General features: G+C 73.9%; 22 protein-coding genes. 14 read left to right on the forward strand and 8 right to left on the reverse strand.

The window, feature by feature from the left end; genetic code table 11:
* Positions 1-20: 20 nt before the first annotated feature.
* The 5 genes from Ani05nite_RS39295 to Ani05nite_RS39315 all read left to right on the forward strand — a co-directional run bounded on the left by Ani05nite_RS39295 (position 21) and on the right by Ani05nite_RS39315 (position 5,609).
* The gene (locus Ani05nite_RS39295) at positions 21-1,277 is read left to right on the forward strand and encodes a M48 family metallopeptidase (protein WP_203777024.1); all 1,257 of its coding nucleotides are present in this window, start codon (positions 21-23) and stop codon (positions 1,275-1,277) included.
* Complete coding sequence (locus Ani05nite_RS39300) at positions 1,277-2,413, forward strand: glycosyltransferase family 4 protein (RefSeq protein WP_203777026.1); 1,137 nt, start codon at positions 1,277-1,279, stop codon at positions 2,411-2,413. Before Ani05nite_RS39295 ends, Ani05nite_RS39300 begins: the two co-directional genes overlap by 1 nt.
* A gap of 87 nt (positions 2,414-2,500) precedes the next feature.
* On the forward strand, positions 2,501-4,450 hold the full coding sequence (locus Ani05nite_RS39305; protein WP_203777028.1) for an ABC transporter ATP-binding protein: 1,950 nt from the start codon (positions 2,501-2,503) through the stop codon (positions 4,448-4,450).
* Positions 4,451-4,740: 290 nt separating this feature from the next.
* Positions 4,741-5,088: a TlpA family protein disulfide reductase gene (locus tag Ani05nite_RS41685; RefSeq protein WP_239131082.1), complete on the forward strand. Its 348-nt coding sequence runs from the start codon at positions 4,741-4,743 to the stop codon at positions 5,086-5,088.
* A 107-nt stretch (positions 5,089-5,195) separates the two neighbouring features.
* Positions 5,196-5,609, forward strand: coding sequence for a DUF4395 domain-containing protein (locus Ani05nite_RS39315; RefSeq protein ID WP_203777032.1), 414 nt, complete (start codon positions 5,196-5,198; stop codon positions 5,607-5,609).
* Positions 5,610-5,832: 223 nt separating this feature from the next.
* Here Ani05nite_RS39315 and Ani05nite_RS39320 read toward each other — a convergent pair whose 3' ends face one another.
* Both Ani05nite_RS39320 and Ani05nite_RS39325 read right to left on the reverse strand, forming a co-directional pair.
* Positions 5,833-6,501 carry a response regulator transcription factor gene (locus Ani05nite_RS39320; protein ID WP_023359837.1) on the reverse strand — a complete coding sequence of 223 codons (669 nt, stop codon included), beginning with the start codon at positions 6,499-6,501 and terminating at the stop codon, positions 5,833-5,835.
* Positions 6,502-6,508: 7 nt separating this feature from the next.
* The gene (locus tag Ani05nite_RS39325; RefSeq protein ID WP_203777034.1) at positions 6,509-8,200 is read right to left on the reverse strand and encodes a GAF domain-containing sensor histidine kinase; all 1,692 of its coding nucleotides are present in this window, start codon (positions 8,198-8,200) and stop codon (positions 6,509-6,511) included.
* A gap of 171 nt (positions 8,201-8,371) precedes the next feature.
* Here Ani05nite_RS39325 and Ani05nite_RS39330 point away from each other — a divergent pair, with 171 nt between their 5' ends.
* From Ani05nite_RS39330 to Ani05nite_RS39355, 6 genes are read left to right on the forward strand one after another with little or no spacing between them, the layout of a single operon-like run.
* Positions 8,372-8,824, forward strand: coding sequence for an SRPBCC family protein (locus Ani05nite_RS39330; RefSeq protein ID WP_203777036.1), 453 nt, complete (start codon positions 8,372-8,374; stop codon positions 8,822-8,824).
* A gap of 53 nt (positions 8,825-8,877) precedes the next feature.
* The gene (locus Ani05nite_RS39335) at positions 8,878-10,290 is read left to right on the forward strand and encodes a hypothetical protein (protein WP_203777038.1); all 1,413 of its coding nucleotides are present in this window, start codon (positions 8,878-8,880) and stop codon (positions 10,288-10,290) included.
* Between the two features lie 22 nt (positions 10,291-10,312).
* Complete coding sequence (locus tag Ani05nite_RS39340; RefSeq protein ID WP_203777040.1) at positions 10,313-11,263, forward strand: ROK family glucokinase; 951 nt, start codon at positions 10,313-10,315, stop codon at positions 11,261-11,263.
* 19 nt (positions 11,264-11,282) lie between these two features.
* Positions 11,283-11,969, forward strand: a complete 687-nt coding sequence (locus Ani05nite_RS39345) for an endonuclease/exonuclease/phosphatase family protein (protein WP_203777043.1) — start codon at positions 11,283-11,285, stop codon at positions 11,967-11,969.
* Between the two features lie 25 nt (positions 11,970-11,994).
* Positions 11,995-13,338: a flavin-containing monooxygenase gene (locus tag Ani05nite_RS39350; RefSeq protein WP_203777045.1), complete on the forward strand. Its 1,344-nt coding sequence runs from the start codon at positions 11,995-11,997 to the stop codon at positions 13,336-13,338.
* The gene (locus Ani05nite_RS39355) at positions 13,335-14,117 is read left to right on the forward strand and encodes an alpha/beta hydrolase (RefSeq protein ID WP_203777047.1); all 783 of its coding nucleotides are present in this window, start codon (positions 13,335-13,337) and stop codon (positions 14,115-14,117) included. The genes Ani05nite_RS39350 and Ani05nite_RS39355 overlap by 4 nt, the downstream gene beginning before the upstream one ends.
* Positions 14,118-14,121: 4 nt before the next feature.
* Here the strand turns inward: Ani05nite_RS39355 and Ani05nite_RS39360 are convergent, their stop codons facing one another.
* The 4 genes from Ani05nite_RS39360 to Ani05nite_RS39375 all read right to left on the reverse strand — a co-directional run bounded on the left by Ani05nite_RS39360 (position 14,122) and on the right by Ani05nite_RS39375 (position 18,384).
* A complete protein-coding gene (locus Ani05nite_RS39360; RefSeq protein ID WP_203777049.1) occupies positions 14,122-15,246 on the reverse strand; it encodes an FAD-dependent oxidoreductase in 1,125 nt (374 codons plus the stop codon).
* Between the two features lie 80 nt (positions 15,247-15,326).
* Complete coding sequence (locus tag Ani05nite_RS39365; protein ID WP_203777051.1) at positions 15,327-16,013, reverse strand: TetR/AcrR family transcriptional regulator; 687 nt, start codon at positions 16,011-16,013, stop codon at positions 15,327-15,329.
* A 43-nt stretch (positions 16,014-16,056) separates the two neighbouring features.
* Positions 16,057-17,469 carry an alpha,alpha-trehalose-phosphate synthase (UDP-forming) gene (locus Ani05nite_RS39370; RefSeq protein ID WP_203777053.1) on the reverse strand — a complete coding sequence of 471 codons (1,413 nt, stop codon included), beginning with the start codon at positions 17,467-17,469 and terminating at the stop codon, positions 16,057-16,059.
* Between the two features lie 69 nt (positions 17,470-17,538).
* The gene (locus tag Ani05nite_RS39375) at positions 17,539-18,384 is read right to left on the reverse strand and encodes a DUF308 domain-containing protein (RefSeq protein ID WP_203777055.1); all 846 of its coding nucleotides are present in this window, start codon (positions 18,382-18,384) and stop codon (positions 17,539-17,541) included.
* Positions 18,385-18,588: 204 nt separating this feature from the next.
* On the opposite strand from Ani05nite_RS39375, the gene Ani05nite_RS39380 reads away from it, so the two are divergent.
* On the forward strand, positions 18,589-19,323 hold the full coding sequence (locus tag Ani05nite_RS39380) for a lysophospholipid acyltransferase family protein (protein WP_203777068.1): 735 nt from the start codon (positions 18,589-18,591) through the stop codon (positions 19,321-19,323).
* Positions 19,324-19,332: 9 nt separating this feature from the next.
* On the opposite strand, the gene Ani05nite_RS39385 is transcribed toward Ani05nite_RS39380, so the two are convergent.
* Positions 19,333-20,025, reverse strand: coding sequence for a Crp/Fnr family transcriptional regulator (locus tag Ani05nite_RS39385; protein ID WP_203777057.1), 693 nt, complete (start codon positions 20,023-20,025; stop codon positions 19,333-19,335).
* Positions 20,026-20,257: 232 nt separating this feature from the next.
* Between Ani05nite_RS39385 and Ani05nite_RS39390 the strand changes: the two genes are divergently transcribed.
* Together Ani05nite_RS39390 and Ani05nite_RS39395 are read left to right on the forward strand one after the other, a co-directional pair.
* On the forward strand, positions 20,258-21,139 hold the full coding sequence (locus Ani05nite_RS39390; RefSeq protein ID WP_203777059.1) for a phosphotransferase enzyme family protein: 882 nt from the start codon (positions 20,258-20,260) through the stop codon (positions 21,137-21,139).
* A 15-nt stretch (positions 21,140-21,154) separates the two neighbouring features.
* Positions 21,155-21,643, forward strand: coding sequence for a polyadenylate-specific 3'-exoribonuclease AS (locus Ani05nite_RS39395; RefSeq protein WP_203777061.1), 489 nt, complete (start codon positions 21,155-21,157; stop codon positions 21,641-21,643).
* A gap of 23 nt (positions 21,644-21,666) precedes the next feature.
* Here the strand turns inward: Ani05nite_RS39395 and Ani05nite_RS39400 are convergent, their stop codons facing one another.
* Positions 21,667-21,882, reverse strand: a complete 216-nt coding sequence (locus Ani05nite_RS39400) for a PLDc N-terminal domain-containing protein (protein WP_239131083.1) — start codon at positions 21,880-21,882, stop codon at positions 21,667-21,669.
* Positions 21,883-22,054 lie beyond the last annotated feature (172 nt).

Genomic DNA, 22,054 nt, shown 5'->3' on the forward strand with positions numbered 1-22,054 from the left:
CAGCTCTCTAGGATGGCCCGATGACTCCCCGCCTGTGGGCGGCGTGTGCGCTCGGCGTGCTCGTGGTGGCGCTGATCGCGTACGCGGCCGTGGTGATCCCGTGGCACCGGCCGCCGGCGCCGCGGGCCGACCAGCTCGACGCCCTGCGCGCGCTCCCCGGTGACCAGGTGCGGCGGGCCAAGGCCTTCCACGCCGAGCTGCGGCCGGGCTCGTACGCCGCGCTCGCGGTCGGGCTGATCGGGGCGCTGGTGCTGGGTCTGACCCCGCTGGGCGCGCGCCTGGTGTCGCTGGCCGGGCGCCCGTTCGGCGACCACTGGATCGCCCAGGCGGTCCTCGGCGGACTCCTGGTCGTGCTGGTCGTCGAGCTGCTCACCCTGCCGTTCGCGGCCTGGCGGCACACCGTCGTGGTGCGCTACGGCATCTCCACCCAGACCTGGGGCGGCTGGGCGGTCGACCTGGCCAAGTCCTACGCGGTCGGCGCGGTTATCGGCGGGCTGGCCCTGCTCGGCTTCTACACCGTCACCCGGCTCGCGCCGCGCTGGTGGTGGGCGTTTGGAGCGGCGGGCGCGGCCGCGCTGGTGGTGCTGCTGTCGTTCGTGCTGCCGGTGCTGGTCGAGCCCATCTTCAACAAGTTCACCCCGATGGCCCAGGGGCCGCTGCGCACCGAGCTGATGAGCCTGGCCGCCCGGGACGGCGTACCGGTGCGCGACGTCCTGGTCGCCGACGCCTCGCGCCGCACCCGGGCCGTGAACGCCTACGTCTCCGGGTTCGGGCCGACCCGGCGGATCGTGGTCTACGACACGATGCTGACCGAGGCGACGCCCGCCGAGGTGGTCTCGGTCACCGCCCACGAGCTCGGCCACGCCAAGCGCGGCGACGTGCTGGTCGGCACGATCATCGGCGCGCTGGGCGCGGCGGCCGCCGTGATCGCGCTCTACCTGCTCGGCTCGCTGGGCTGGCTGCTGCGGCTGGCCGGCACGGAGTCGATGGGCGAGCCGCGCACGATCGCGCTGCTGCTGGCCCTGGTCACCCTGGCCGGCCTGGTCGGCGGCCCGGCCCAGGCGCTGGTGTCGCGGCGCATCGAGGCCCGGGCCGACGCGCACGCCCTCGACCTGACCGGCGACGCGGCGACCTTCGAGGCGATGCAGCGCCGGCTCGGCACCGTCAACCTCTCCGACCCCGACCCGCCGACCTGGGAGTACCTCATGTACGCCTCGCACCCGTCCACCGTGGAACGGATGGCCGCCGCCCGCGCGTACGCCCGCGGGGAGCGCTGATGGCCCGCACCCTGCTGGTCACCAACGACTTCCCGCCCCGGCCGGGCGGCATCCAGCAGTTCGTGCACAACCTGGCCGTCCGCCAGCCCGCCGGTTCGGTGGTGGCCTACGCGTCCACCTGGAAGGGCGCGGCGGCGTTCGACGCCGAGCAGCCGTTCGAGGTGGTCCGCGAGGACACCGGGGTGCTGCTGCCGACCCCGGCGGTCGCCCGGCGGGCCGCCGAGATCGCCCGGGCGCACGGCTGCGACAGCGTCTGGTTCGGCGCGGGTGCGCCGCTCGGCCTGCTCGCGGACGGGCTGCGCCGGCGGGCGGGCGTCGAACGGGCGGTGTCGCTGACCCACGGTCACGAGATCGGCTGGGCGGCCCTGCCCGGCGCCCGCCGGCTGCTGCGCCGCATCGCGCGGGGCAACGACGTGGTCACCTACCTGACGGAGTTCCAGCGGGTCCGGCTCGAGCGGGCCCTGCGCGGGCTGACCACGCTGGAGCGGCTGACGCCGGGGGTGGACGTCGAGGCGTACCACCCGGAGGTGGACGGCTCGCCGGTCCGGGCCCGGTACGGGCTCGCCGGCCGCCCGGTGATCGTGTGCGTGTCCCGCCTGGTGCCGCGCAAGGGGCAGGACATGCTGATCCGCGCGCTGCCGGCGATCCGCCGCCGGGTGCCGGGCGCGGTCCTGCTGATCGTGAGCGGGGGGCCGTACCGCGACAAGCTGCAGGCCCTCGCCCGTGCCGAGGGCGTGGAGTCCGACGTGGTCTTCACCGGCTCGGTCCGCTGGGAGGAGCTGCCGGCCCACTACGCGGCCGGCGACGTGTTCGCGATGCCGTGCCGCACCCGGAGCGCGGGCCTGGACGTGGAGGGCCTCGGCATCGTCTATCTGGAGGCGTCGGCGACGGGCCTGCCGGTGCTGGCCGGCGACTCGGGCGGCGCGCCGGACGCGGTCCGGGACGGGGAGACCGGTTACGTCGTCGGCGGCGCCGACGTGCCGGCGATCGCGGGCCGGCTGACGGAGCTGCTGGCCGATCCGGTCCGGGCCCGGGCGATGGGTGCGGCCGGGCGGGCGTGGGTGGAGAAGGAGTGGCGGTGGGAGACCAAGGCCGCCCGGTTGGACGAGCTGCTGCGGGGCGGCCGGGCGGGATGAGTGAATAGTCACTCCCGGTGGGTGGATAGACGCTTTGCGTGCGGTGGGCGTAGGAACGGCTGAGAGCCCACGGGACGGGAGCCGTCGATGCAGGACGCCATCCGGCAGGAGCGGTCGCAGCAGGACACCGAGTCGGCGGCGCCACCGGCGGGCGGTGGGGAAGGGGTCCGGGAAGACGAAGCCGAGCTGGCGCTGCCGTACTGGCTGACCAGCACCGAGGAGGCCGCCAACACCACGTTCCTGCGGATGTTCCGGCGGTTGCCCCGGCTGCTGCGCGCCGCCTGGGGACTGGCCTGGCGGGCCAGCCGGCGTACAACCGTGGCCGTCGCGGTGCTGCAGCTCGCCGCGGGCGTGGTCAGCGCGGTCGGCATGATCAGCGTGGTCGGCGTCTTCGACGGGCTGCTGCGCGCCGGCCCCACCCCGGAACGCGTGCGGGCCGCCGTACCCTCGTTGCTCCTGCTCGTCGGCTCCGCCGTCGCGCGGGGCCTGCTCAGCTCGGCCGCCGCCGCGGCCAACGGCCGGCTCTCGCCGAAGGTCTCCGAAGCCGCGCAGATGCGGCTGCTGGACCTGACCACCCGCGTCGACCTGTCCACCTTCGACGACCCGGGCTGGCGCGACGCCATGGAACGCGCCCGCGACCGCGGGATCGACGCCGCTCAGCAGCTCGTCGACCGGGCCATCGAGCTGGGCACGAACCTGATCGGCCTGGCCGCCGCGGCCGGGGTGCTGGCGGTGCTGCACCCGGTCCTGCTGCCGCTGCTCGTGCTCGCCGTGGTGCCGATCGGCTGGGCCGCCGTGCGTTCCGGCCGGCTGCGGTACCGGAGGATGCTGCGGCTCATCGCCGTGTGGCGGCGCCAGCGGATGCTCGCCGAGCTGCTCGCCGCCCGGGAACCCGCGCCCGAGCTGCGGGCGTTCACCGTCCGGGCCTATCTGCTGGCCGAGGTGCGGCGGCTGCTCGCCATCTCCACCAACGAGGAGATCCGGATCACCAGCCGGCAGATCCGCACCAACCTGATCGGCACCGCGCTGAGCAGCGTGGCCACCGGACTGACCTACGCCACGCTGCTCTGGCTGCTCTGGACCGGCCGGATGGAGCTGGCCGTCGGCGGCGCCGCCGCGTACGCGATCAGCATGGGGATCGGCAAGCTCACCGAGCTCGCCCACAGCGCCAACCGGGTCTTCGAGCAGGGCCTCTACTTCGCCGACTTCCAGGGGTTCTGCGACCTCTCCGAGGCCCGTACCGAGCCGGCGCCGGGCCGGGCCGCGCCCGCGCTGCTGCGCGAGATCCGCCTGGACGGCGTCACGTTCAGCTACCCGGACGCCGAACGCCCGGCCGTCCGCGACGTCAACATGACCCTGCGGCGCGGCGAGATCATCGCGCTGGTCGGCGAGAACGGCTCCGGCAAGTCCACCCTGGCCGGGCTGCTCGCCGGCCTCTACCGGCCGCAGCGCGGCAGCATCACCTGGGACGACGTGGACCTGTCGGGCTACGACCCGGAAACGGTCCGCGAGCAGGTCGCGGTCGTGATGCAGGAACCCACCCGGTGGCCGCTCTCCGCGCGGACCAACATCACGATCGGACGGTACGACCACAGCGTCGAGACCGACCGCGTGCTGGGCGCGGCCCGGGCCGGCGACGCCCACGAGTTCGTCATGGAACTCGCCCGGCAGTACGACACGCTGCTGTCCCGGCACTTCACCGACGGCGCCGACCTGTCCGGCGGGCAGTGGCAGCGGCTGGCGGTGAGCCGGGCGTTCTACCGCGACGCCCCGCTGCTGATCTGCGACGAGCCGACCGCCAACCTCGACGCCCGGGCCGAGCACGACGTGTACCAGCGGCTGCGGGAACTGGCCGCGGGCCGGACGGTCGTGCTGATCACCCACCGGATGGCGAGCGTGCGGGAGGCGGACCGGATCTTCGTGCTGGACCACGGCGCGGTGGTCGAGGAGGGCGACCACGCGACGCTGATGGCGGCTGGGGGTATCTACGCGCAGATGTTCAATCTGCAGGCCAGCGCGTACCAGGCGGCGTCGTAGGTCACATCGCCGCGGGGCACGGGGCGTGCCAGAGTTGGCGGATGGACAGCACCGGCCTGATCGTCGTCACGGTGGTGCTCGTGCTGGGGACGGTGGCCGGGCTGTGGCGGCGGCGGGTTGATGGACGGCTCCTGTCGGCCGGTGTGCCGGCGGGTGGCGCCGGCCGGCCTGTGGGCGGCGCGGGGTTCGACGGTCCGGCCTCGGGCGGGTCCGCTTCGAGTGGGCCGGCTTCGAGTGGGCCGGCTTCGAGTGGGCCGGCTTCGAGTGGGCCCACTTCGAGGGGGCCGGGCTTGAGTGGGGATCCGAGCGCGGCGGGGCAGCGCATCGAGCCGGACCTGCTCGCGCGGCTCGGCGTCGAGCCCGCGCCGGCCACGCTGCTGCAGTTCTCCTCGGCTTTCTGCGCGCCGTGCCGGGCCGTCCGGCGGGTCAGTGCCGAGGTCGCCGGGCTGCTCCCCGGAGTACGGCACGTCGAGGTGGACGCCGAGAGCCACCTGGACGCCGTCCGCGCGCTGGGCATCTGGCGCACCCCCACGTTGCTGGTGCTGGACTCCACCGGCCGGGTGGTCAAGCGCGCCACCGGCGTACCGGGCAAGGCGCAGCTCATCGCCGTCCTCGGCGATCTGCTCCCGGCCGCCTGACCCGGCCTCGCGGACCGTCCCAGGGTGGTTGAACTGCGAATCCGCACCCGGGCGGCGGTGATGGGACTCACCGTCACGCCGGCCGCGAAGCGTGCGACGCTCACGGCATGCAGCTTGATCCGCGTGGGCCGCGTTTCGCCGCGGTGCTGACCACCGTGGTGCTCGTCGTCGTCCTCGTCACCGGCTGGGGCTGGCTGGCCCTTGTCCAGACCGTCGTCTTCGCGGTCACCGCCGTCGATCCGCGCCGTGGGCCGTACGCCCTGCTCTACCGCTGGGTGGTCGCGCCCCGCCTGGGTCCACCGGCCGAACGGGAGGATGCCGCGCCGGTGCGTTTCGCCCAGTTCGTCGGCTTCGCCGTCCTGGCGGTCGCGTCGGCGGGCTATCTGTCCGGCGTGCCGGTCGTCGGGACGGTGTTCGCCGGGCTGGGGCTGCTGGCCGCGTTCCTCAACGCGGCCTTCGGGCTCTGCCTCGGCTGCGAGGCCTATCTCGCCGCCCGTCGGCTCACCGCCAAGCGCGCCTGAGGCGGCCGGCACCGTCGCCCTGTCGGCTCACCGCCAAGCGCGCCTGAGGCGGCCAGTCAGCGTCGCAGGTGAGTAGAAAACCGCTCTTCGGGCGTGACACCTGTTGCTCGATGAGCCTGAAAATAAGTAGCGCCCGGAAACGCCCAAGATGCGCCTTGGATGCCCGGAAAGACAGATCCGCCCGCCACCCTCAGCGAGAGCGACGGGCGGATGCCGGGAAGAATCAGAACTTGGGAGCGTCCGGGGCCTCGAGCAGACCCAGCCGCAGGGCCGTCATCAGCGCCTGGGCCCGGTTCGCCGCGCCGAGCTTCTCGTAGAGCTTCGAGATGTGGGTCTTGGCCGTGGACTCGCTGACGAACAGCTGCTTGGCGATGCCCGCCACGCTCATGCCGTCGGCCAGCAGGCGCAGCACCTGGCCCTCGCGGGGCGAGAGCTGCGGGCCGGACGGCGCCAGCCGCCGCTTCATCGCCTCGGCGAGGTCGGCCGCGGTGAACGCGCTCGGGGCCGAGGCGGCGTGCCGCGCGGCCGCCACCACCTCGTCCGCCGGGGCCGTCTTGGGCACGAATGCGCTGGCCCCGGCCTCGAGAGCGCCGAACAGCTGGTCGTCGCCGGCGTACATGGTGAGCACCACGATGCCCATGTTGGCGTTGTTCTTGCGCAGCGCGCGGGTGGCCTCGAGGCCGCTGCCGTCGGGCAGCCGCAGGTCCATGATGACGACGTCCGGCTGCAACGCACCGGCCTGCCGGACTGCTTCGGCCGCCGTGGCGGCCTCGCCGACGACCTCGAACTGCCGGTCCCGCTCGAACGCGTGCCGCAGCCCCTTACGAATCAGGTCGTGATCGTCGACGAGCAGCACCTTGGTGCGGGTCGTCGGCATCGGACTGGTCGACATGCTCGGGTTACTCCCCTTCTGGTGCGGAAACGCTATCCCGCACGCTATCGCGCCGAGCCGAAGTTCCGAGCACTACCGCAACGGTTGTCCCGCTGGGGTGTCGTGGCCTGATCTCCAGCCGGCCCCGGATACGTTCCGCCCTCTCGGCCATGATCGCAAGGCCGTAGCGCCCGTCCGGACGATCATCGGCGAAGCCCTTGCCGTCGTCGGTGACCTCGATCTCCGCGTACGGCGGGTCGACCGTGCACGTCACCCACAGGTTGGAGGCGCCGGCGTGTTTGCGGGCGTTGGTGATCGCCTCCTGGGCGATGCGCAGCAGCTCGGCCTCCGTCGCGGCGGGCAGCCGGGCGGTGGACTCGTCGAACGTGAAGTGCACCCGCAGGCCGGCGGAGGTGCCCAGGGTGCGGGCGTACTCGGCGATGGCCGCGGCCAGGCCGCCGTTGCGGTCCACCTCGGAACGCAGCTCGAACAGGCTCAGTCGCAGTTCGGTGATCACCCGGGTCACCTCGCCGCGCAGCGTGCGCAGCTCCTCGGCCGTCTCGTCGGCGCCCTCGGGCAGCGTCGCCTGCGCGTTGTCGATGCCGTAGCCGACCATGACCAGCTCCTGGGCCACGCCGTCGTGGATCTCGCGGGCCAGCCGCTGACGCTCCTCATTGGTCGCCAGCGACCGCACGTCGTCGAAGAGCAGCGCCGCCTCCAACCGCAGCGCGGCCGGCCCGGTCACCTCGGTGACCCGGGCGACGACCGCCGACGGGTACGCGTTCGGCACGTCGGCCTCGAGGATCACCAGGCCGATCGTGCGCACCCCGGCGACCAGGGGCACCACCAGCGACGACGCCTCGCCGCCCTGGTGCGACCGGGCCTGCGAGCGCGACGCGGTCTGCGGCTGCTGCGAGGCCCAGGCGTCGGCGATCGCCGAGTCGGCGTCCAGGGTCACCTCCCAGTCGACCCGCTCGGCGCCGGTCTGCGCGAGCACGACCAGGCGCCCGCCGCCGCTGGCCGACAGCACGGCGGCCCGGTGACCGGGGGCCACCTGGCGCAGCTCCTCCAGCAGGTGCTCGGAGATGCCACCGGGGTCCAGGGTGGCGCCGGGCAGCGACCGGGCGACGCTGCGCAGCTGGGTCAGCAACCGGGTGGCCTCCGCGTACGGCTGCGGTTTGTTCTCCACCGGGGTCATCAGCTGGCGCATGGTGTCGGCGGCGAACGTGATGATCGCGCCGAGCACCAGCCACTGCCCGCACGCGGCGAGATAGCCGGGCTGCAGGATGACCGCGTCGCCGTCGCCGACGAGCACTCCACCGGCCACCATGGCGACGGCCGCGACGCCGAGCAGCGCGGCGCCCTCGGTCGCCCGCCGGCGCAGGCCGGCGCTGAGCAGCGGCACGACGAGGTACGGCAGGATCGCCTCGGCGCCGAAACCGGTCGCGATGGTGCCGGTGGCGTTGGCGGCCGCGGCGACCGACCCGGCGGCCAGCCCGGTGACCGCCGCCTCGGCGAACCGCCCGATCGGCGCGGCGATCGGATGGTCCGGGGCCAGCAGCGCCGGCAGCGCGGCGACCAGCAGCAACGCGATCCAGCGGAGCTGCCCGGGATCCCGGGTGGCGATCAGGGTGAGGGCCGCGACCAGGGCGAGCACGATGAGGCGGGCCGCCACCGCGAGCGGATGGACGCGCGCGGGGACGCTGGCTGAGGCTGGCACGTGACGGATCGTAGCCGTACGGTCGGACAACATCCCATCGGCGACTCGGCCGGTCCGTGCGCGAACGGCCGGAGATCGCCCGAAGGGGACCGGCGCGGGCAGCGGGACCTTCCCGCGACGGGCGGTGCCCGGTGGTCCGGATGGGGGGCCGTACCGGGTAGCCTGCCAGCCATGGCGGACACCTCGACGCAGTCGATCCAGGTCCATGCGCCCCTCGCGCAGGTGGCGGCGGTGATCTGCGATTTCCCGCGCTACCCCGAGTGGGCGGACGCGATGAAACAGGTCGAGGTGCTCGAGGAGTACGAGGACGGTTACGCCGCCCAGGTGCGGTTCGTCATCGACGCCGGGCCGCTGGCCGACGACTACACGCTGGAGTACGCGTACGCGGAGGACCTGTCGCGGATCGAGTGGCACCTGGTCGAGCCGTCGAAGATGCAGCGCGCCCTCAACGGCTCCTATGACCTGGCCGACAACGGCGACGGAACGACCACCGTGACGTACATGCTGGAGGTGGAGCTCTCCATCGGCATGCTCGGCATGTTCCGCCGCAAGGCGGAAAAGATGATCATGGATACGGCGCTGAAGGAGCTCAAGCGCCGCGTGGAGAGCCTCGCCAAGGCGTAGCCGGGCCGGACGGCCGGGGCAGCCCGGCGGCCGCGCGAGCAGGGGAGCAGGACATGGCAGAGCCCATCGGAACGGCACGCCAGGAGGCCGAGCGGCTGCTCGCCACGGTGCTCGCCATGGCGTCCCAGGCGGGCGTGAACATCACCCCGAAGGACCACGGCCCGTCGGCCGGCGGCGACGCGGGTGAGCCGGAGCCGACCGGCGTGGATGCGGATCCCCGGGGCCGGGCCGGCGGCGAGGCGGGTGCCTCGGGGCTGGCCGACATGATTTCCGGCTTCGTGGGTCAGTTCCTGGGCGGCGACCCGGCCGAGCCGGGCGCCGGCTCACGGGGTGACGGACCGGACGGCGGCGCCCGGCCAGGCGGCGATCAGCTCGGCTTCGACTGGCACACCGCCTACGAGCGGCTGCGGGACGCGTCCGTGGGCCTCGGCGGCGCCCGGGCGGGCGGCGGTCAGCCGGGGCGGGACGTGAACGGCGGGCCGGGCGGATGGTCGACCGGCAGCGCGGAGTGCTGCGTGTGTCCGGTCTGCCGGGCGATCGCCGCGGTCCGGAACCCGACCCCGCAGCAGGCGGCGCGCCTGGCCACCGGGGCCGGCGACTTCGCCAGCGGGGTGGCGAGCCTGCTGCGGGCCTTCGCCGCGGTGAGCGGTACGACCGGCACGCCGAACCGGCCCAAGCCGCCGGCGCGACCGACGACGACGCCGGACCAGGCGTGGTCCGCGGCCACCCGCACGACCAGGCCGGCCGAGAGCGCCGCGCCCGAGCGGGAGGTCCGTGAGGGCGACGACCCGTGGACGGCGGCCACGCGTGCGGCCCGGCCGAAACCGATGAAGTCCATGCCGATGCGGGCCGCCGCGCCGCAGAACCCGACGGCCGCCGAGCAGGCCGGGGCCCGGACCGACGCGCTCCCGGGGGCCACGGCGGAGCAGGCGGGGGATGGGGCCGGCGCGAGGCCGGGGGCTTCGCGGAGCCCGGCGGGAGACCCCTGGGCGGCGGCGACCCGCGCGCCCAAGCGACCCACCGCCCCACGAACGGCGGACCCGGCCGCAGCCGCCGGGCCCACCCCCGCGGGCGAGACGGACCGTTCCGCATCCGCCGGGGCCGCCCTTACGCAAGAGGCCGCATCCGCGGGACCCACCACCCCGGTCGCCACCCGTGAATCCGCCCGACCGCCCACCGACCGCGCGGAGAGCACCCACCCCGACCAGGGCGGGAACGCCGCTGCTGCGGTTGGGCGAGCCGGTGCGCGTACCGGAGAAGGTGAGGCCGGTGGCAACCGGGTGACGGGGACCACCGACGTCTGGGCGGCGGCAACCGCCGCAAATAACGACACGGCCGGTGATACCGGCGTGGCGGATACGCCCAGCGTGGATCATGATGTTCCGGGCACTGCGCCGGCCGCTTCGGCGGCCGAGGACCGTGGTGCCGGGCCGGGCGACGGAGCCCGGGCCGGCGACCCGGTGTGACACAACAGAGGGGACGGGCAGCGTGACGCTGACCATCGGAGTCGACGTCGGTGGGACGAAGGTGGCCGGCGGGGTGGTGGACGATCTCGGCGTGGTGCTCGCCCAGACCCGGCGGGAGACGCCGGCGGACGATCCGGCCGGCACCCGGGACACCATCGTCGCCGTGGCCGCCGAGCTGGCCGCCGCCTATCCCGAGGCCAAGGCGATCGGGATCGGCGCCGCCGCGTGGATCGACGCGGCCGGGGCGACCGTGCTGTTCGCGCCCAACCTGGCCTGGCGGGACGAGCCGGTGCGGGACCACGTCGCCAAGGCCGTCGGGCTGCCCACCGTGCTGGAGAACGACGCCAACGTGGCCGCCTGGGCCGAGTTCCGGTACGGCGCCGCGCGGCACGCCGACGACTCCATGGTGATGATCACCGTGGGCACCGGGATCGGCGGCGGCATCGTGATCAACGGCGGGTTGTGGCGGGGCGCCAACGGCATCGCCGGCGAGCTCGGGCACATCCAGTCGGTCAACGACGGGCACCCCTGCGGGTGCGGGCGGCTCGGCTGCCTGGAGCAGTACGCCAGCGGCAACGCCCTGGTCCGGTTCGCGCAGGCCGGCGCGCGCCAGGAGCCCGACCGGGCGGCGCAGCTGCTGGATCTCGCCGGGGGCGACCCCGCGGCGATCAGCGGCCGGATGATCACCGAGGCCGCGCGGGGCGGGGACAGCGTGGCCCGGGACGCGTTCGCGCAGATCGGCTACTGGCTGGGGGTCGCGATGGCCGACCTGGCCCAGGTCTTCGACCCGCAGGTGCTGGTGGTCGGCGGGGGCGTGATCGACGCCGGGGAGCTGCTGATGGGACCCACCGAACGGACGTACCGGGATCAATTGGCACAGCGTGGCCGGTTTCCGGTCGCGGAGATCCGGGCAGCAGAGACCGGCAACACGGCCGGGGTGCTCGGTGCGGCTGATCTCGCCCGACGTATCTGACCAGCGACGAGGAGAACGCGTGTCCGGGGTCCCGCTGCGGGTGTTGAGCTACAACGTGCACGGCTTGCGTGACGACCGGGCGGCATTGACCGGGCTGGTCCGCGACCTCGCCCCGGACGTCGTGGTGGTGCAGGAGGCGCCGCGCCGGTTCCGGTGGCGGCAGAAGTGCGCGTCCCTGGCCGACGACTTCGGACTGGTGGTGGCGGCCGGCGGGCTGCCCTCCCTGGGCAATCTGCTGCTGGTCAGCCTGCGGGTACGCGTGCACGAGCAGTGGTGCCTGCGCTATCCGCTGACGCCCGGCCGGCACCTGCGCGGCGCCGCGTTCGCCCGCTGCTCGGTGCGCGGCGCCCGGTTCACCGTCTCCGGGTCGCACCTGGCCACCGACGCCGGGGAACGGCCGGACCAGGCGGCCCGCTGGAAGGAAGCGCTGGCGGCGGTCGAGGGTCCACTGATCGCCGCGGGGGACCTCAACGAGGGGCCGGGCGGGGGCGCCTGGCGTACGGTCGCCGACGGCCTGACCGACACCGCCGGCGCCGTCTCGCCCGCGCTCACCTTCCCGGCCACCCTGCCCCGGCTGCGCCTGGACGGGCTCTTCGTCTCGCCCGACATCGCGGTCGAGCGGTACGAGGTCGTGGAGACCGACCAGGCCCGCCGGGCGAGCGACCACCTGCCCGTTCTCGCGGAGCTGTCCCTGCCTTCCGAGTGAGTCTCACTTCTGCGATCATCTCCGGGTGCCCGACACCCCTGACATCGCGGACCGGCACGACGCGGTCTGCGTGATCGGCGCCGGCGGCAGCGGCCTGGCCGCCATCAAGAACCTGCGGGAGCAGGGCTTCGCCGTCGACTGCTACGAACGCGAGACCTCCGTCGGCGGCGCCTGGAACTGGCGGCACGACCGCAGCCCGGTGTACGCCTCCACGCACCTGATCTCGTCGCGCCCGCTCACCGAGTTCCCCGACTTCCCGATGCCCGACGACTGGCCGGACTACCCGCACCACAGCAAGCTGCTGAGCTACCTGGAGCGCTACGCGCAGCACTTCGGGCTGGGCGACAGCATCTGGTTCGGCACCGAGGTCGTGGCCGTGTCGCCGGTCGGCGACGGCCGGTGGGACGTCACCACGCGCAGCACCGGCGGCGGCGCCGAGCGGGTCCAGCGGTACGCGGCCGTCGTGGTCGCCAACGGGCACAACTGGTTCCCCAAGCCGCTGCCGGTGGACACGGCGAAGTACCGCGGGCAGGTGATCCACGCGTCGGCGTACAAGGACCCGGCGCAGTTGCGCGGGCGCAAGGTGCTGGTGGTCGGCGGCGGCAACACCGGCTGCGACATCGCGGTCGAGGCGGCGCAGCAGGCGAGCACGGTGTGGCACTCGACCCGGCGCGGCTACTGGTACGCCCCCAAGTACGTCTTCGGCCGCCCCGCCGACCAGGTCAACGACAAGATGCTCCAGCTGCGCCTGCCGCTGCGGCTGCGCCAGTGGATCTTCCGGCGCACGCTGCGGCTCACCGTCGGCGACCTCACCCGGTACGGCCTGCCCGCGCCCGACCACCGCCCGTACGAGAGCCACCCGGTGGTCAACAGCCAGCTCGTCTACTACCTGGGCCACGGCCGGATCACGCCGGTGCCGGACGTGACCCGCCTGGAGGGCACGGTGGTGGAGCTGGCCGACGGCCGGCGGGTCGAGCCCGACCTGGTCATCACGGCGACCGGCTACCTGCCCCGGTTCGAGTTCCTCGCCCCCGAGCTGCTCGACATCGACGCGGACGGCAAGCCGGACCTGCACCTGCACGCGTTCGCCCGCAAGCACCCGACGCTCGCGGTGATCGGGCTGGTGCAGGCCGACGCCGGGCTGTTCCCGCTCGCCCACTGGCAGAGCGTCGCGGTGGCCCGCTGGCTGCGGCTGCGGCTGAGCGATCCGGTACGCGCGGCCGCGGTGCAGCAGCGGGAGTCGGCGCGGCCGCTGCGGTCGTGGACCCGGCTGCGCGTGGTGCCGTCCTCGCGGCACTGGTTCGAGGTCAGCCACACGCACTATCTGCGTACCCTCGAGGATCTTCTGCACCAGATGGAGCCCGCATGAGGGCGAGTTCGCAGGTTCTGCGGTTCGCGGACTGGACGTCGCCGGTGCCGCCGGTCGCCCGGGAGGTGCTCAGCGCCGTGCCGGAGCCGGCCGGCGACCAGCCACCCGTGCTGTTCGTGCCCGGGCTGGGGCACGGGGCGTGGGCGTTCGCCGAGCACTGGCTGGGCCACACCGCGGCGCGGGGCTTCGCGGCGTACTCGGTGAGCCCGCGGGCGGACGGGTCGCTGCGGGCCTACGTGCACGACGTGGTCCAGGTCGCGGCGTCGCTGCCGCGGCAGGCCGTGCTGCTGGGCCACGGCGCGGGCGCGCTCGTGGTGGCGCATGCGCTCGCGCGGTATCCGGCCCGGGCCGCGGTGCTGGCCTCGCCGGTGCCGGAGGGCTGGTCCGCGCTGGGCGCGGCGCTGCGGACCAACCCGTTCGGCACGCTGCCCGCTCTTTTCGGCGCCGCGCCCCGGCTGAGCCGCAGGCAGCTGTTCGGCGCCGGGCAGGCGGCCGCCGCCGCCCATCACGCCCGGCTGGTGCCCACCCCGGCCCGCGTCTACCGGCAGGTGCTGTTCGCGACGCCGCCGGCCGCGCCGGTCGGTGACCCGCCGGTGCTGGTGGTGGGCAGCCCGGACGACCGGGTGGTGCCGCGCAAGGCGCTCGACCGTACGGCGGCCCGGCACGGCGGCGCGCCGCTGCTGTTCCCCGGCATGGCCCACGACCTGATGCTGGACGAGAGCTGGCCGGAGCCGATCGACGCCATTCTGGACTGGCTCACCAAGGAGCTGGCGGCCTGACCGGTCACCGGGCCGTGGCGTAGGCCGCGAACCGGTCGACGAGGCTGCGTGGCGCGTCGGCGTCGAAGCACAGCGTCAGGTTGTCCGCGGCCTCCCGGGCGGCTTGCGCGCTGCGCGGGAAGAGCGCCTGCTCGTAGGCGGTGAGCGCGGCCTCGATGGCGCCGGGGTGCGCGGCGATGGCCTCGCCGAGCTCGGCGCCGTCGAGCATGGCCAGGTTGGCCCCCTCGCCGGCGAACGGCGACATGAGGTGCGCGGCGTCGCCGAGCAGGGTCACGCCGGGCACCCGGGCCCAGCGGTGCTCGATCGGCAGGGCGTGGATCGCCCGGGGGACCAGCGGGCCGTCGGCCTCGGTGATCAGGGCCCGCAGCTCGGGCGCCCAGCCGGCGAACTGTTCCAGCAGGGCGGCCCGGGCCCGGTCGGGGTCGGCGAAGTCGACGGTGGAGAGCCATTCCGCGGGCGTGGTGAGCGCGGCGTAGACGTGCAGGCTGCCGTCGGTCTCGCGGTGGGCCAGGAAGCCCCGGCCGGCGCTCAGCGCGAACAGCATGCCGGCCCCGACCACCGCGGCCGGCCCGGGGTGCCGGGCGTCGGCGTCGTGCAGGTCGATCTCGACGAACGACACCCCGGCGTACGCCGGGCGGGCCCCGGAGACCAGCGGCCGGATCCGCGACCAGGCGCCGTCCGCGCCGACCAGCACGTCGGTGGCGACCGTGGTGCCGTCGGCCAGGCGCAGCTGGTGCGGCTCGGCGCCGGTGACCTTGCTGCCCCACCGGATCGTGCCGTCCGGCAGCGAGTCCAGCAGCATCCGGCGCAGCTGTCCACGGTCGACCTCGGGGCGGGCGCCGTCGCCGTCGTCGGTCTCGGCGAAGTGCAGGCGGTTGTGCTGGTCCAGGACCCGGGTGGCCTCCCCGCCGGGGTGGATGATCGACCGGAACTCGGCGGTCAGGCCGGCCTTCTCCAGGGCCACCTGGCCGTTCTCGGCGTGGATGTCCAGCATGCCGCCCTGGGTGCGGGCGGCCGGGGACTCGTCGAGCTCGTAGACGGTGGCGGGGATGCCGTGCCGGTGCAGGACGCGGGCGAGGACGAGCCCGCCGAGTCCCGCGCCGACGATGGAGATGGTGGGAGTGGTCATGACGTTCCTCCTGGAAAACTAGTTCGTGACGAACGCGTTCGTCCTGGGCATGCGGGGGTGAGGGTGTGCGGAGCGGGGGATCAGGAGCCGGGTGCGGTGGTGCTCAGGCCCTGGATGATCGAGGCGAAGGCCCAGCGCGTCCGCTGCTCGCCGGTGCCGGAGAACAGCTCGTCGCGGGCCCGCCCGACGTGCGGATGGGCCCCCGGGTCGGCCGCCCGGACGGCGGCCGCGAGGTCCTCCTCCTCGTCCGCGGCGTCCACCGCCTCCCGGCGGCTGCCCTGCTCGGCGGCCGTCGCGGTGGCGTGCTGCAGCAGCAGGTCGACACCCCAGGCGGCCTGCCGCACCGGTACGCCCCCGGCGTGCAGCAGTCCCAGGATCGTGTCGATGAGCCGCAGGTACCGGGGTCCCGACGGGCGCAGGGTGAGCACCGAGCGGGCCAGGCTGGGGTAGCCGTACAGCAGGACGGTGTACGCGTACAGCAGGTCGATCAGCTCGTCCCGCCACCGGCCGGCCGTGGGTTCGCCGGGCCGGGGCAGGCCGGCGAGCAGCTCGTCGAGCAGGGCGCCGTGCAGCTCGGCGGTGTTGCGGACGTACACGTACAGCGAGGCGGGGCCGGTGTCGAGCTCGGCGGCCAGCCGGCGCATCGTGACCCGCTCCAGGCCCTCCTCCCGCATGATCGCCGACGCGACGGCCACCAGGCCCTCGCGGCTCAGCGGGGCCTTGGCCGGACGGTCACGGCGGCTGACGGGGACGCGGCGCGGGCTCATAACGCGATCGTAGCGAACATGTTCGTCAGGCGCCAGCGCCGGCCTACCGGAGCAGGCCGGCCGCCAGCCGCCCGGTGTGGTCCAGGGCGGTCAGGTACGCCCGGGCCCAGGCCAGGATGTCGTGACCGGACAGGTGCTCCCGCATCGCCCGCATCCGGCGCCGCAGGTCGGCCGGCTCGGCCCCCATCGCGCTCAGCAGCGTCGCCTTGAGCCCGTCCACGTCGTGCGGGTTGACCAGGAAGGCGTGCTCGAACTCGGCGGCCGCCCCGGCGAACTCGCTGAGCACCAGCGCGCCCGTGCCGTCGGCGCGGGCGGCCACGTACTCCTTGGCGACCAGGTTCATGCCGTCGCGCAGCGGCGTGACCACCATGAGATCGGCGGTCAGGTACAGCGCGGCCAGGTCGGCCCGGTCGAACGGCTGGTTCAGGTAGTGGATGGCCGGCTCGCCGACCCTTCCGTACTCGCCGTTGATCCGCCCGACCTCGCCCTCGATCCGGTCCCGCAGCACCCGGTAGCTGTCCACGCGTTCCCGGCTCGGCACGGCCACCTGCACCATGACGGTGTCGCGCACCTTGACCCGGCCGTCCCGCAACAACTCGCTGTACGCGGTCAGCCGGTGCTCGATGCCCTTGGTGTAGTCCAGCCGGTCGACGCTGAGCAGCACCCGCCGCGGCTGACCCAGGTCGGCGCGCATCTTCGCGGCCCGCTTGACGACGTCGGGCCGGGCGGCCAGCGCCGCCATCTCGCTGACGTCGATCGAGACCGGGAACGCGCCGGTACGCACCACCCGGCCGTCCAGGGTGATCTGGTCGTCGGTGGCCTGCGCGCCCAGCAGCTTGGTGGCGAGCTGGGCGACGTTGTGCGCGGCCTGCGGGCGCTGGAGGCCGACCAGGTCCGCGCCGAGCATCCCGGTCAGCAGCTCGGTGCGGCGGGGGAGCTGCATGAACAGCTCGGGCGGGGGGAACGGCACGTGCAGGAAGAACCCGATGAGGACGTCCGGCCGCAGCTCGCGCAGCAGCCCGGGGACCAGCTGCAGGTGGTAGTCCTGGACCCAGATCGCCGCGCCGGGCTCGGCGACCTCGGCGGCGGCCTCGGCGAACCGCCGGTTGACGTCCCGGTACGTCTGGAACCAGTCGCGGTGGAACACGGGCTGCTCGACGGCGTCGTGGTACAGCGGCCAGAGGGTGGAGTTGGCGAAGCCCTCGTAGTAGCCGCGCAGCTCCTTCTCGGACAGTGCGATCGGGCGGATCCGCAGGGTGCCGATGTCGGGCAGGACGGGCGCGCTGTCGATGCCGCCGTTCCAGCCGATCCAGGTGGCCGGCGTCTGCTGCAGGATCGCGTGCAGGGCGCTGGCCAGGCCGCCGGGGCTGCGCCGCCACTCGCAGGCGCCGTCCGGGGCGGCGCTGTCATCGAGCGGGAGTCGGTTGGCGACGACCACGAGCGAGCTCTGGCGCATCCACGAAAGGTTACGCGATGGCTACCCAGCGAAACAACGTCAGTGATCTATGTCCCTGGCCGGGGCCGGTCAGACCACCGCGCCGTCGTCGAAGTCGTCGTCGTCCTCGCCCGAGCGCAGCCGCCAGACCAGCGTCACCGCGCCGCCCACGATCGCCGTGAACCCGATCAGCGTCACGAAGTCGCGCTCGATCGGCAACAGCCGTGGGAACAGGAACAGCACGAAGCCGAGCACCACGCCGAGCACGCCGGCGATCGCGTACTTGGAGATGTGCGGCAGCGGGGGCGGCGGTGGCGGGGTGTAGCGCTCGTCGTCCTCGCCGTCGCCGGTGTCCTCCGTACCGGTGCCGAACGTGTCCAGGCCGTCCAGCAGGGACGGCTCGTCGGTGCGGCGGCGGTTGAGCGAGACGCCCGAGAAGTCGGCGGCCGACGGCAGCTTGCCGCCCGGCTGGCGCGGCTGCTCCGGCGGGTCGCTGGGCGGGGGGTCCGGCGCGCGGGTCGGATCCACCCCCTCGGCGGCTGGCCACGGCGGTGCGGTCGGGTCCACCGGGGCGTGGAAACCGGCGACGATCTTGGCCCACTCGGCGTCCACGGTGCTCTGATCGGTGCGGGCCTCGGGCCGGGGCGCGGCCGGGGTCGGCCCGGCGCCGCCGGTCAGCTTGTGCAGGTGCTCGCGGGCGATGGCCAGGTGGGTGCGGTCGACGTACAGCCGGTCGGTGGGCCGGGCCGGGAAGGTCGTGGCGCGCAGGATCGGGTTGAGGTCGGCCGACGGCTGCAGGTACGCGGCGATGCCGCCGGCGGCCAGCACGTCCAGGAGGTGTTCACCGACGCGCGGATCCACGTCGCCCGCGGCCGCGTAGTCGGCCGCGTCGAGCCCGTTGTCCCGCCGCCCGCGGCGGGCGCCACCCGCTGACACCCTGCTCACTCCTCGCTGCGCGCTTGTGGCGCGCTGTGCCCGCCTCGTCCGGCGGATCCGGTCCCCGGGCGGCTCGCGCCCGGTCGACCGTGCCTTGAATGGTGACACGTGACATGCCGGTTCCGGGAGTGCGTTGTGGCGTGCCGCTCCTGCTTCGTACGCTTTCGCTTGCCGCACGACCGTGGCGCGCGGGAAGGGACACCGGTGTTCTACTGGCTGCTCAAGTACGTCGTGCTGGGACCTGTCCTGAAATGCCTCTTCCGCCCCGATGTGGAGGGGCTGGAGAACATTCCCCGTACCGGGCCGGTGATCCTGGCCTGCAATCACCTCTCCTTCTCCGACTCGATCTTCACACCGCTGATGGTGAAGCGGAGAGTGACGTTCGTCGCCAAAGCGGAGTACTTCACCGGGAAGGGGATCAAAGGCTGGCTCATGCGACAGTTCTTCGTCGGCACGGGGACGATCCCGGTGGACCGTTCGGGCGGCAAGGCGGCCCGGGCGGCCCTGGACACCCAGCTGCGGGTGCTGCGCGCCGGGGGCATCGCGGGCATCTACCCGGAGGGCACCCGGTCGCCGGACGGCCGGCTCTACCGCGGCAAGACCGGGGTGGCCCGGCTGGCCCTGGAGAGCGGCGCGCCGGTCGTGCCGGTCGCGCTGCTCAACACCGACGAGATCCAGCCGACCGGCCGGCTGATCCCCACGATCAAGCGGGTCCGCATCCGCTTCGGGACCCCGCTCGACTTCTCCCGGTACGCGGGCAGCGTCGGCGACCGCTTCGTCGAGCGCGCGGTCACCGACGAGATCATGTACGAGCTGATGACGCTGACCGGCCGCCCCTACGTGGACGTCTACGCCGCCAGTCTCAAGACCGCGATCGTGGCCCCGACCCCCCAGAGCCGGACTGCGCCCGTCGGTGTCGAGGGCGCCGAAAAAGGCTAGGCGACCTTTCTAGCGGTCGGCCATCCCGGCGCGGCGGCGGAGGGCCGCGACGTCCGTGACCACGATGCGGCGCCCCTCGGTGCGCAGCCAGCCGCGGCTGGCGAAGGAGCCGATCGCCTGGTTGACGCTCTGCCGGGAGCCGCCGGCCATCTCCGCGAGCTGGCTCTGGTTGAGCTCGATGGTGATCATCGGCGCCTGGCTCTCGCCGGCCAGCCGGACTAGGGTCTTGGCCACCCGGCCGGGCAGGTCGAGGAAGACGTGGTCGGCGTTCTGCTCGGTGAGCCGGCGGATCAGCGCGCCCACCGAGCGCATCACCGCGTCCAGGATGCGCGGGTTGGAGTGCACCAGGTCGATGAACGCGACCCGGGACAGGGCGAGCGCCTGGCTGTCCTCGATCGCCTCCGCGGACGCCGAGCGGGTCAGCGCGTCCAGCAGGGACACCTCGCCGAGCACGTCGGGCGGGCGGACCACGGTGAGCACGGCGCGCTCGCCGGTCGGGGCGGTGCGGAAGACCGCGATGGCGCCGCGGCGCAGGATGATCAGCGAGTCGCCGGGGTCGTGCTCGACGAAGAGGATCTGACCTTTGCGGTAGGTGCGCGGCACGGCGGCCGCGATGACCCGCTGACGGACGTCCGGCTCCAGCCCGGCGAACATCTCCACGCCGGTCAGCGCGTCTCCCTGCTCTGCCAGTCGATGATCCACGGTCAGTCCCTCCCCGATCGGGACCCCCGTGGACACAGTTGTCCGGCGCCGGCCCCACGACGCGAACGATCACTCTTAGCATGAAGAGCGCTGTCCACGCCATTTGATACATCCAGCAGACGCTTACGATCATCCCGCGCGAGTAGCTATCTGTACACCCTTCAATCGCCCCGCGTGACCATCGCCCACGGTGTCCGTCGTCATTACGGTAGGTACCGGGATAATCGCCGCCGTGCCGGATGACGACCTGCTTCGATCGACTCTGCGCGACCAGTGGCACCTCGTGCCCGCCGAGATCACGGCGCTGCCCGGGGGCCTGCTCTCGCACGGGTGGGACGTGACCGCGGGCGGCGAACGCTTCGTGGCCCGCCTGGCCGACCCCGCCGCGCGCCAGCCCGTCGAGGCGGGGCTGGCCGCGGCCGAACACCTGCGCGGGACCGGCATCGAGGCGGGCCAGCCGGTCCGTACCCTGGCCGGTGGTCTCACCGCGGAGACCCCGGCGGGCGCGCTGGCCGTGCTGCGCCGCGCGCCCGGCCGTACCCTCGACGGCCGCGACCCGGTCGACCAGCAGTTCTGGGGCGACCGGCTGGGCGCGGTGCACCGCCGGCTGCAAGGCTTCCACCACCCGGGCCTGCGCCGCTGGAACCTGCTGGACCCGGAGGCGCCGCACCTGGCCATCGAACGCTGGCTGCGCCCGGCGGTCGCCGAGGCGGTGACGGCGATGACCAGGCTGACGGTCACGGACCGGCTGACCTACGGCGTGCTGCACGGCGACCCGGCGCCGGAGATCTTCCTGGTCGACCCGCAGACCGGCCGCGCGGGCCTGCTCGACTGCGGCGCGAGCGGCACCGGACCGCTGCTCTACGACGTGGCCGCGGCCGTGGTCTACGCGGGCGGCGAGGACACCTCGGCCGAACTGCTGGACGGCTACCTGGCGGCGGGCCCGGTGGCCGAGGACGAACTGCACGCGGCCCTGCCCGTCCTGCTGCGCTTCCGCTGGGCGGTGCAGGCCGACTGGTCGGCGCGGCGGCTGACCCACGGCGAGCAGGAGGGCGCCCGCGAGGCGCTGGAGCTGGCGAGGCGGGCCCTGGCGGAGACCACCGGCACGCCATAGGCAAGGATGTCGGCGATGGCCTACCGGTATTTCTACGACTGCGAATTCATCGAGGACGGGCGCACCGTCGACCTGGTCTCGATCGGCATGGTGGACGAGTTCGGCCGCGAGTTCTACGCGGTCTCCACCCAGTTCGACGACTCCAAGGCCGTGCCCTGGGTCCGCCGCAACGTGCTCGACAAGCTGCCGTCCCCGGCGGACCCCGCGTGGCGCTCCCGCGAGCGCATCCGCGACGACCTGTACGAGTTCATGCGCGAGCCGATCCAGGGGCGCGACGAGCAGATCGAGCTCTGGGCCTGGTACGCGGCGTACGACCACGTGGCGCTGGCGCAGCTGTGGGGGGCGATGCCGGCCCTGCCGCGCGAGATCCCCCGCTTCACCAAGGACCTGCGCCAGAAGTGGGACGACCTGGGCCGCCCGCCCCTGCCGACCGCGGAGGGCCGGCACGACGCCCTGGTCGACGCGAAGCACAACCTGGCCCGGTGGCGGGCCATGGGCGGCTGACCACCCGCCGGTGGGTGTCCGGGTCAGCGGCGGCGGGCCCACTTGAGGTAGGCGACCGGGCCGAGCGGCTGGACGAGGATGCCGAGCCACCAGAGCGCCTTGGGGCCCCGGATCTGGGCGGCCGGGCGGCGGGCCAGGTCGACGGCTGCGGTCGCGGTGAGGATCAGTTCCACGGGTGCCAGGACGAGGGTGCCGATCTGCTGCCAGCGGGGCATTTCGCTGAAGGGGTGCTGGGCCATGTGTTGCCTCCTGGTCGCCTTCTGTCACCTTAGCTAGGTGGGGTCTGGTCGCGTGGAGATCTCACCGTTGGGGTGAGGGGTTGGGTTGTGGTCGCTGCGGGGTGGGGATGGCGGCGGTGACCGTTCTGGGCGGTGGCGGTGCGGGTGATGGTGATGGCCGGTCGGTCGGCTG

Source organism: Actinoplanes nipponensis, from assembly GCF_016862275.1.
Classification (GTDB): domain Bacteria; phylum Actinomycetota; class Actinomycetes; order Mycobacteriales; family Micromonosporaceae; genus Actinoplanes; species Actinoplanes nipponensis.

Coding starts and splice junctions, on each gene's coding strand:
- Ani05nite_RS39295 (WP_203777024.1), top strand. CDS start 21: ATGACTCCCCGCCTGTGGGCGGCGTGTGCGCTCGGCGTGCTCGTGGTG.
- Ani05nite_RS39300 (WP_203777026.1), top strand. CDS start 1,277: ATGGCCCGCACCCTGCTGGTCACCAACGACTTCCCGCCCCGGCCGGGC.
- Ani05nite_RS39305 (WP_203777028.1), top strand. CDS start 2,501: ATGCAGGACGCCATCCGGCAGGAGCGGTCGCAGCAGGACACCGAGTCG.
- Ani05nite_RS39315 (WP_203777032.1), top strand. CDS start 5,196: ATGCAGCTTGATCCGCGTGGGCCGCGTTTCGCCGCGGTGCTGACCACC.
- Ani05nite_RS39320 (WP_023359837.1), bottom strand. CDS start 6,501: ATGTCGACCAGTCCGATGCCGACGACCCGCACCAAGGTGCTGCTCGTC.
- Ani05nite_RS39330 (WP_203777036.1), top strand. CDS start 8,372: ATGGCGGACACCTCGACGCAGTCGATCCAGGTCCATGCGCCCCTCGCG.
- Ani05nite_RS39335 (WP_203777038.1), top strand. CDS start 8,878: ATGGCAGAGCCCATCGGAACGGCACGCCAGGAGGCCGAGCGGCTGCTC.
- Ani05nite_RS39355 (WP_203777047.1), top strand. CDS start 13,335: ATGAGGGCGAGTTCGCAGGTTCTGCGGTTCGCGGACTGGACGTCGCCG.
- Ani05nite_RS39360 (WP_203777049.1), bottom strand. CDS start 15,246: ATGACCACTCCCACCATCTCCATCGTCGGCGCGGGACTCGGCGGGCTC.
- Ani05nite_RS39365 (WP_203777051.1), bottom strand. CDS start 16,013: ATGAGCCCGCGCCGCGTCCCCGTCAGCCGCCGTGACCGTCCGGCCAAG.
- Ani05nite_RS39370 (WP_203777053.1), bottom strand. CDS start 17,469: ATGCGCCAGAGCTCGCTCGTGGTCGTCGCCAACCGACTCCCGCTCGAT.
- Ani05nite_RS39395 (WP_203777061.1), top strand. CDS start 21,155: ATGGCCTACCGGTATTTCTACGACTGCGAATTCATCGAGGACGGGCGC.
- Ani05nite_RS39400 (WP_239131083.1), bottom strand. CDS start 21,882: ATGGCCCAGCACCCCTTCAGCGAAATGCCCCGCTGGCAGCAGATCGGC.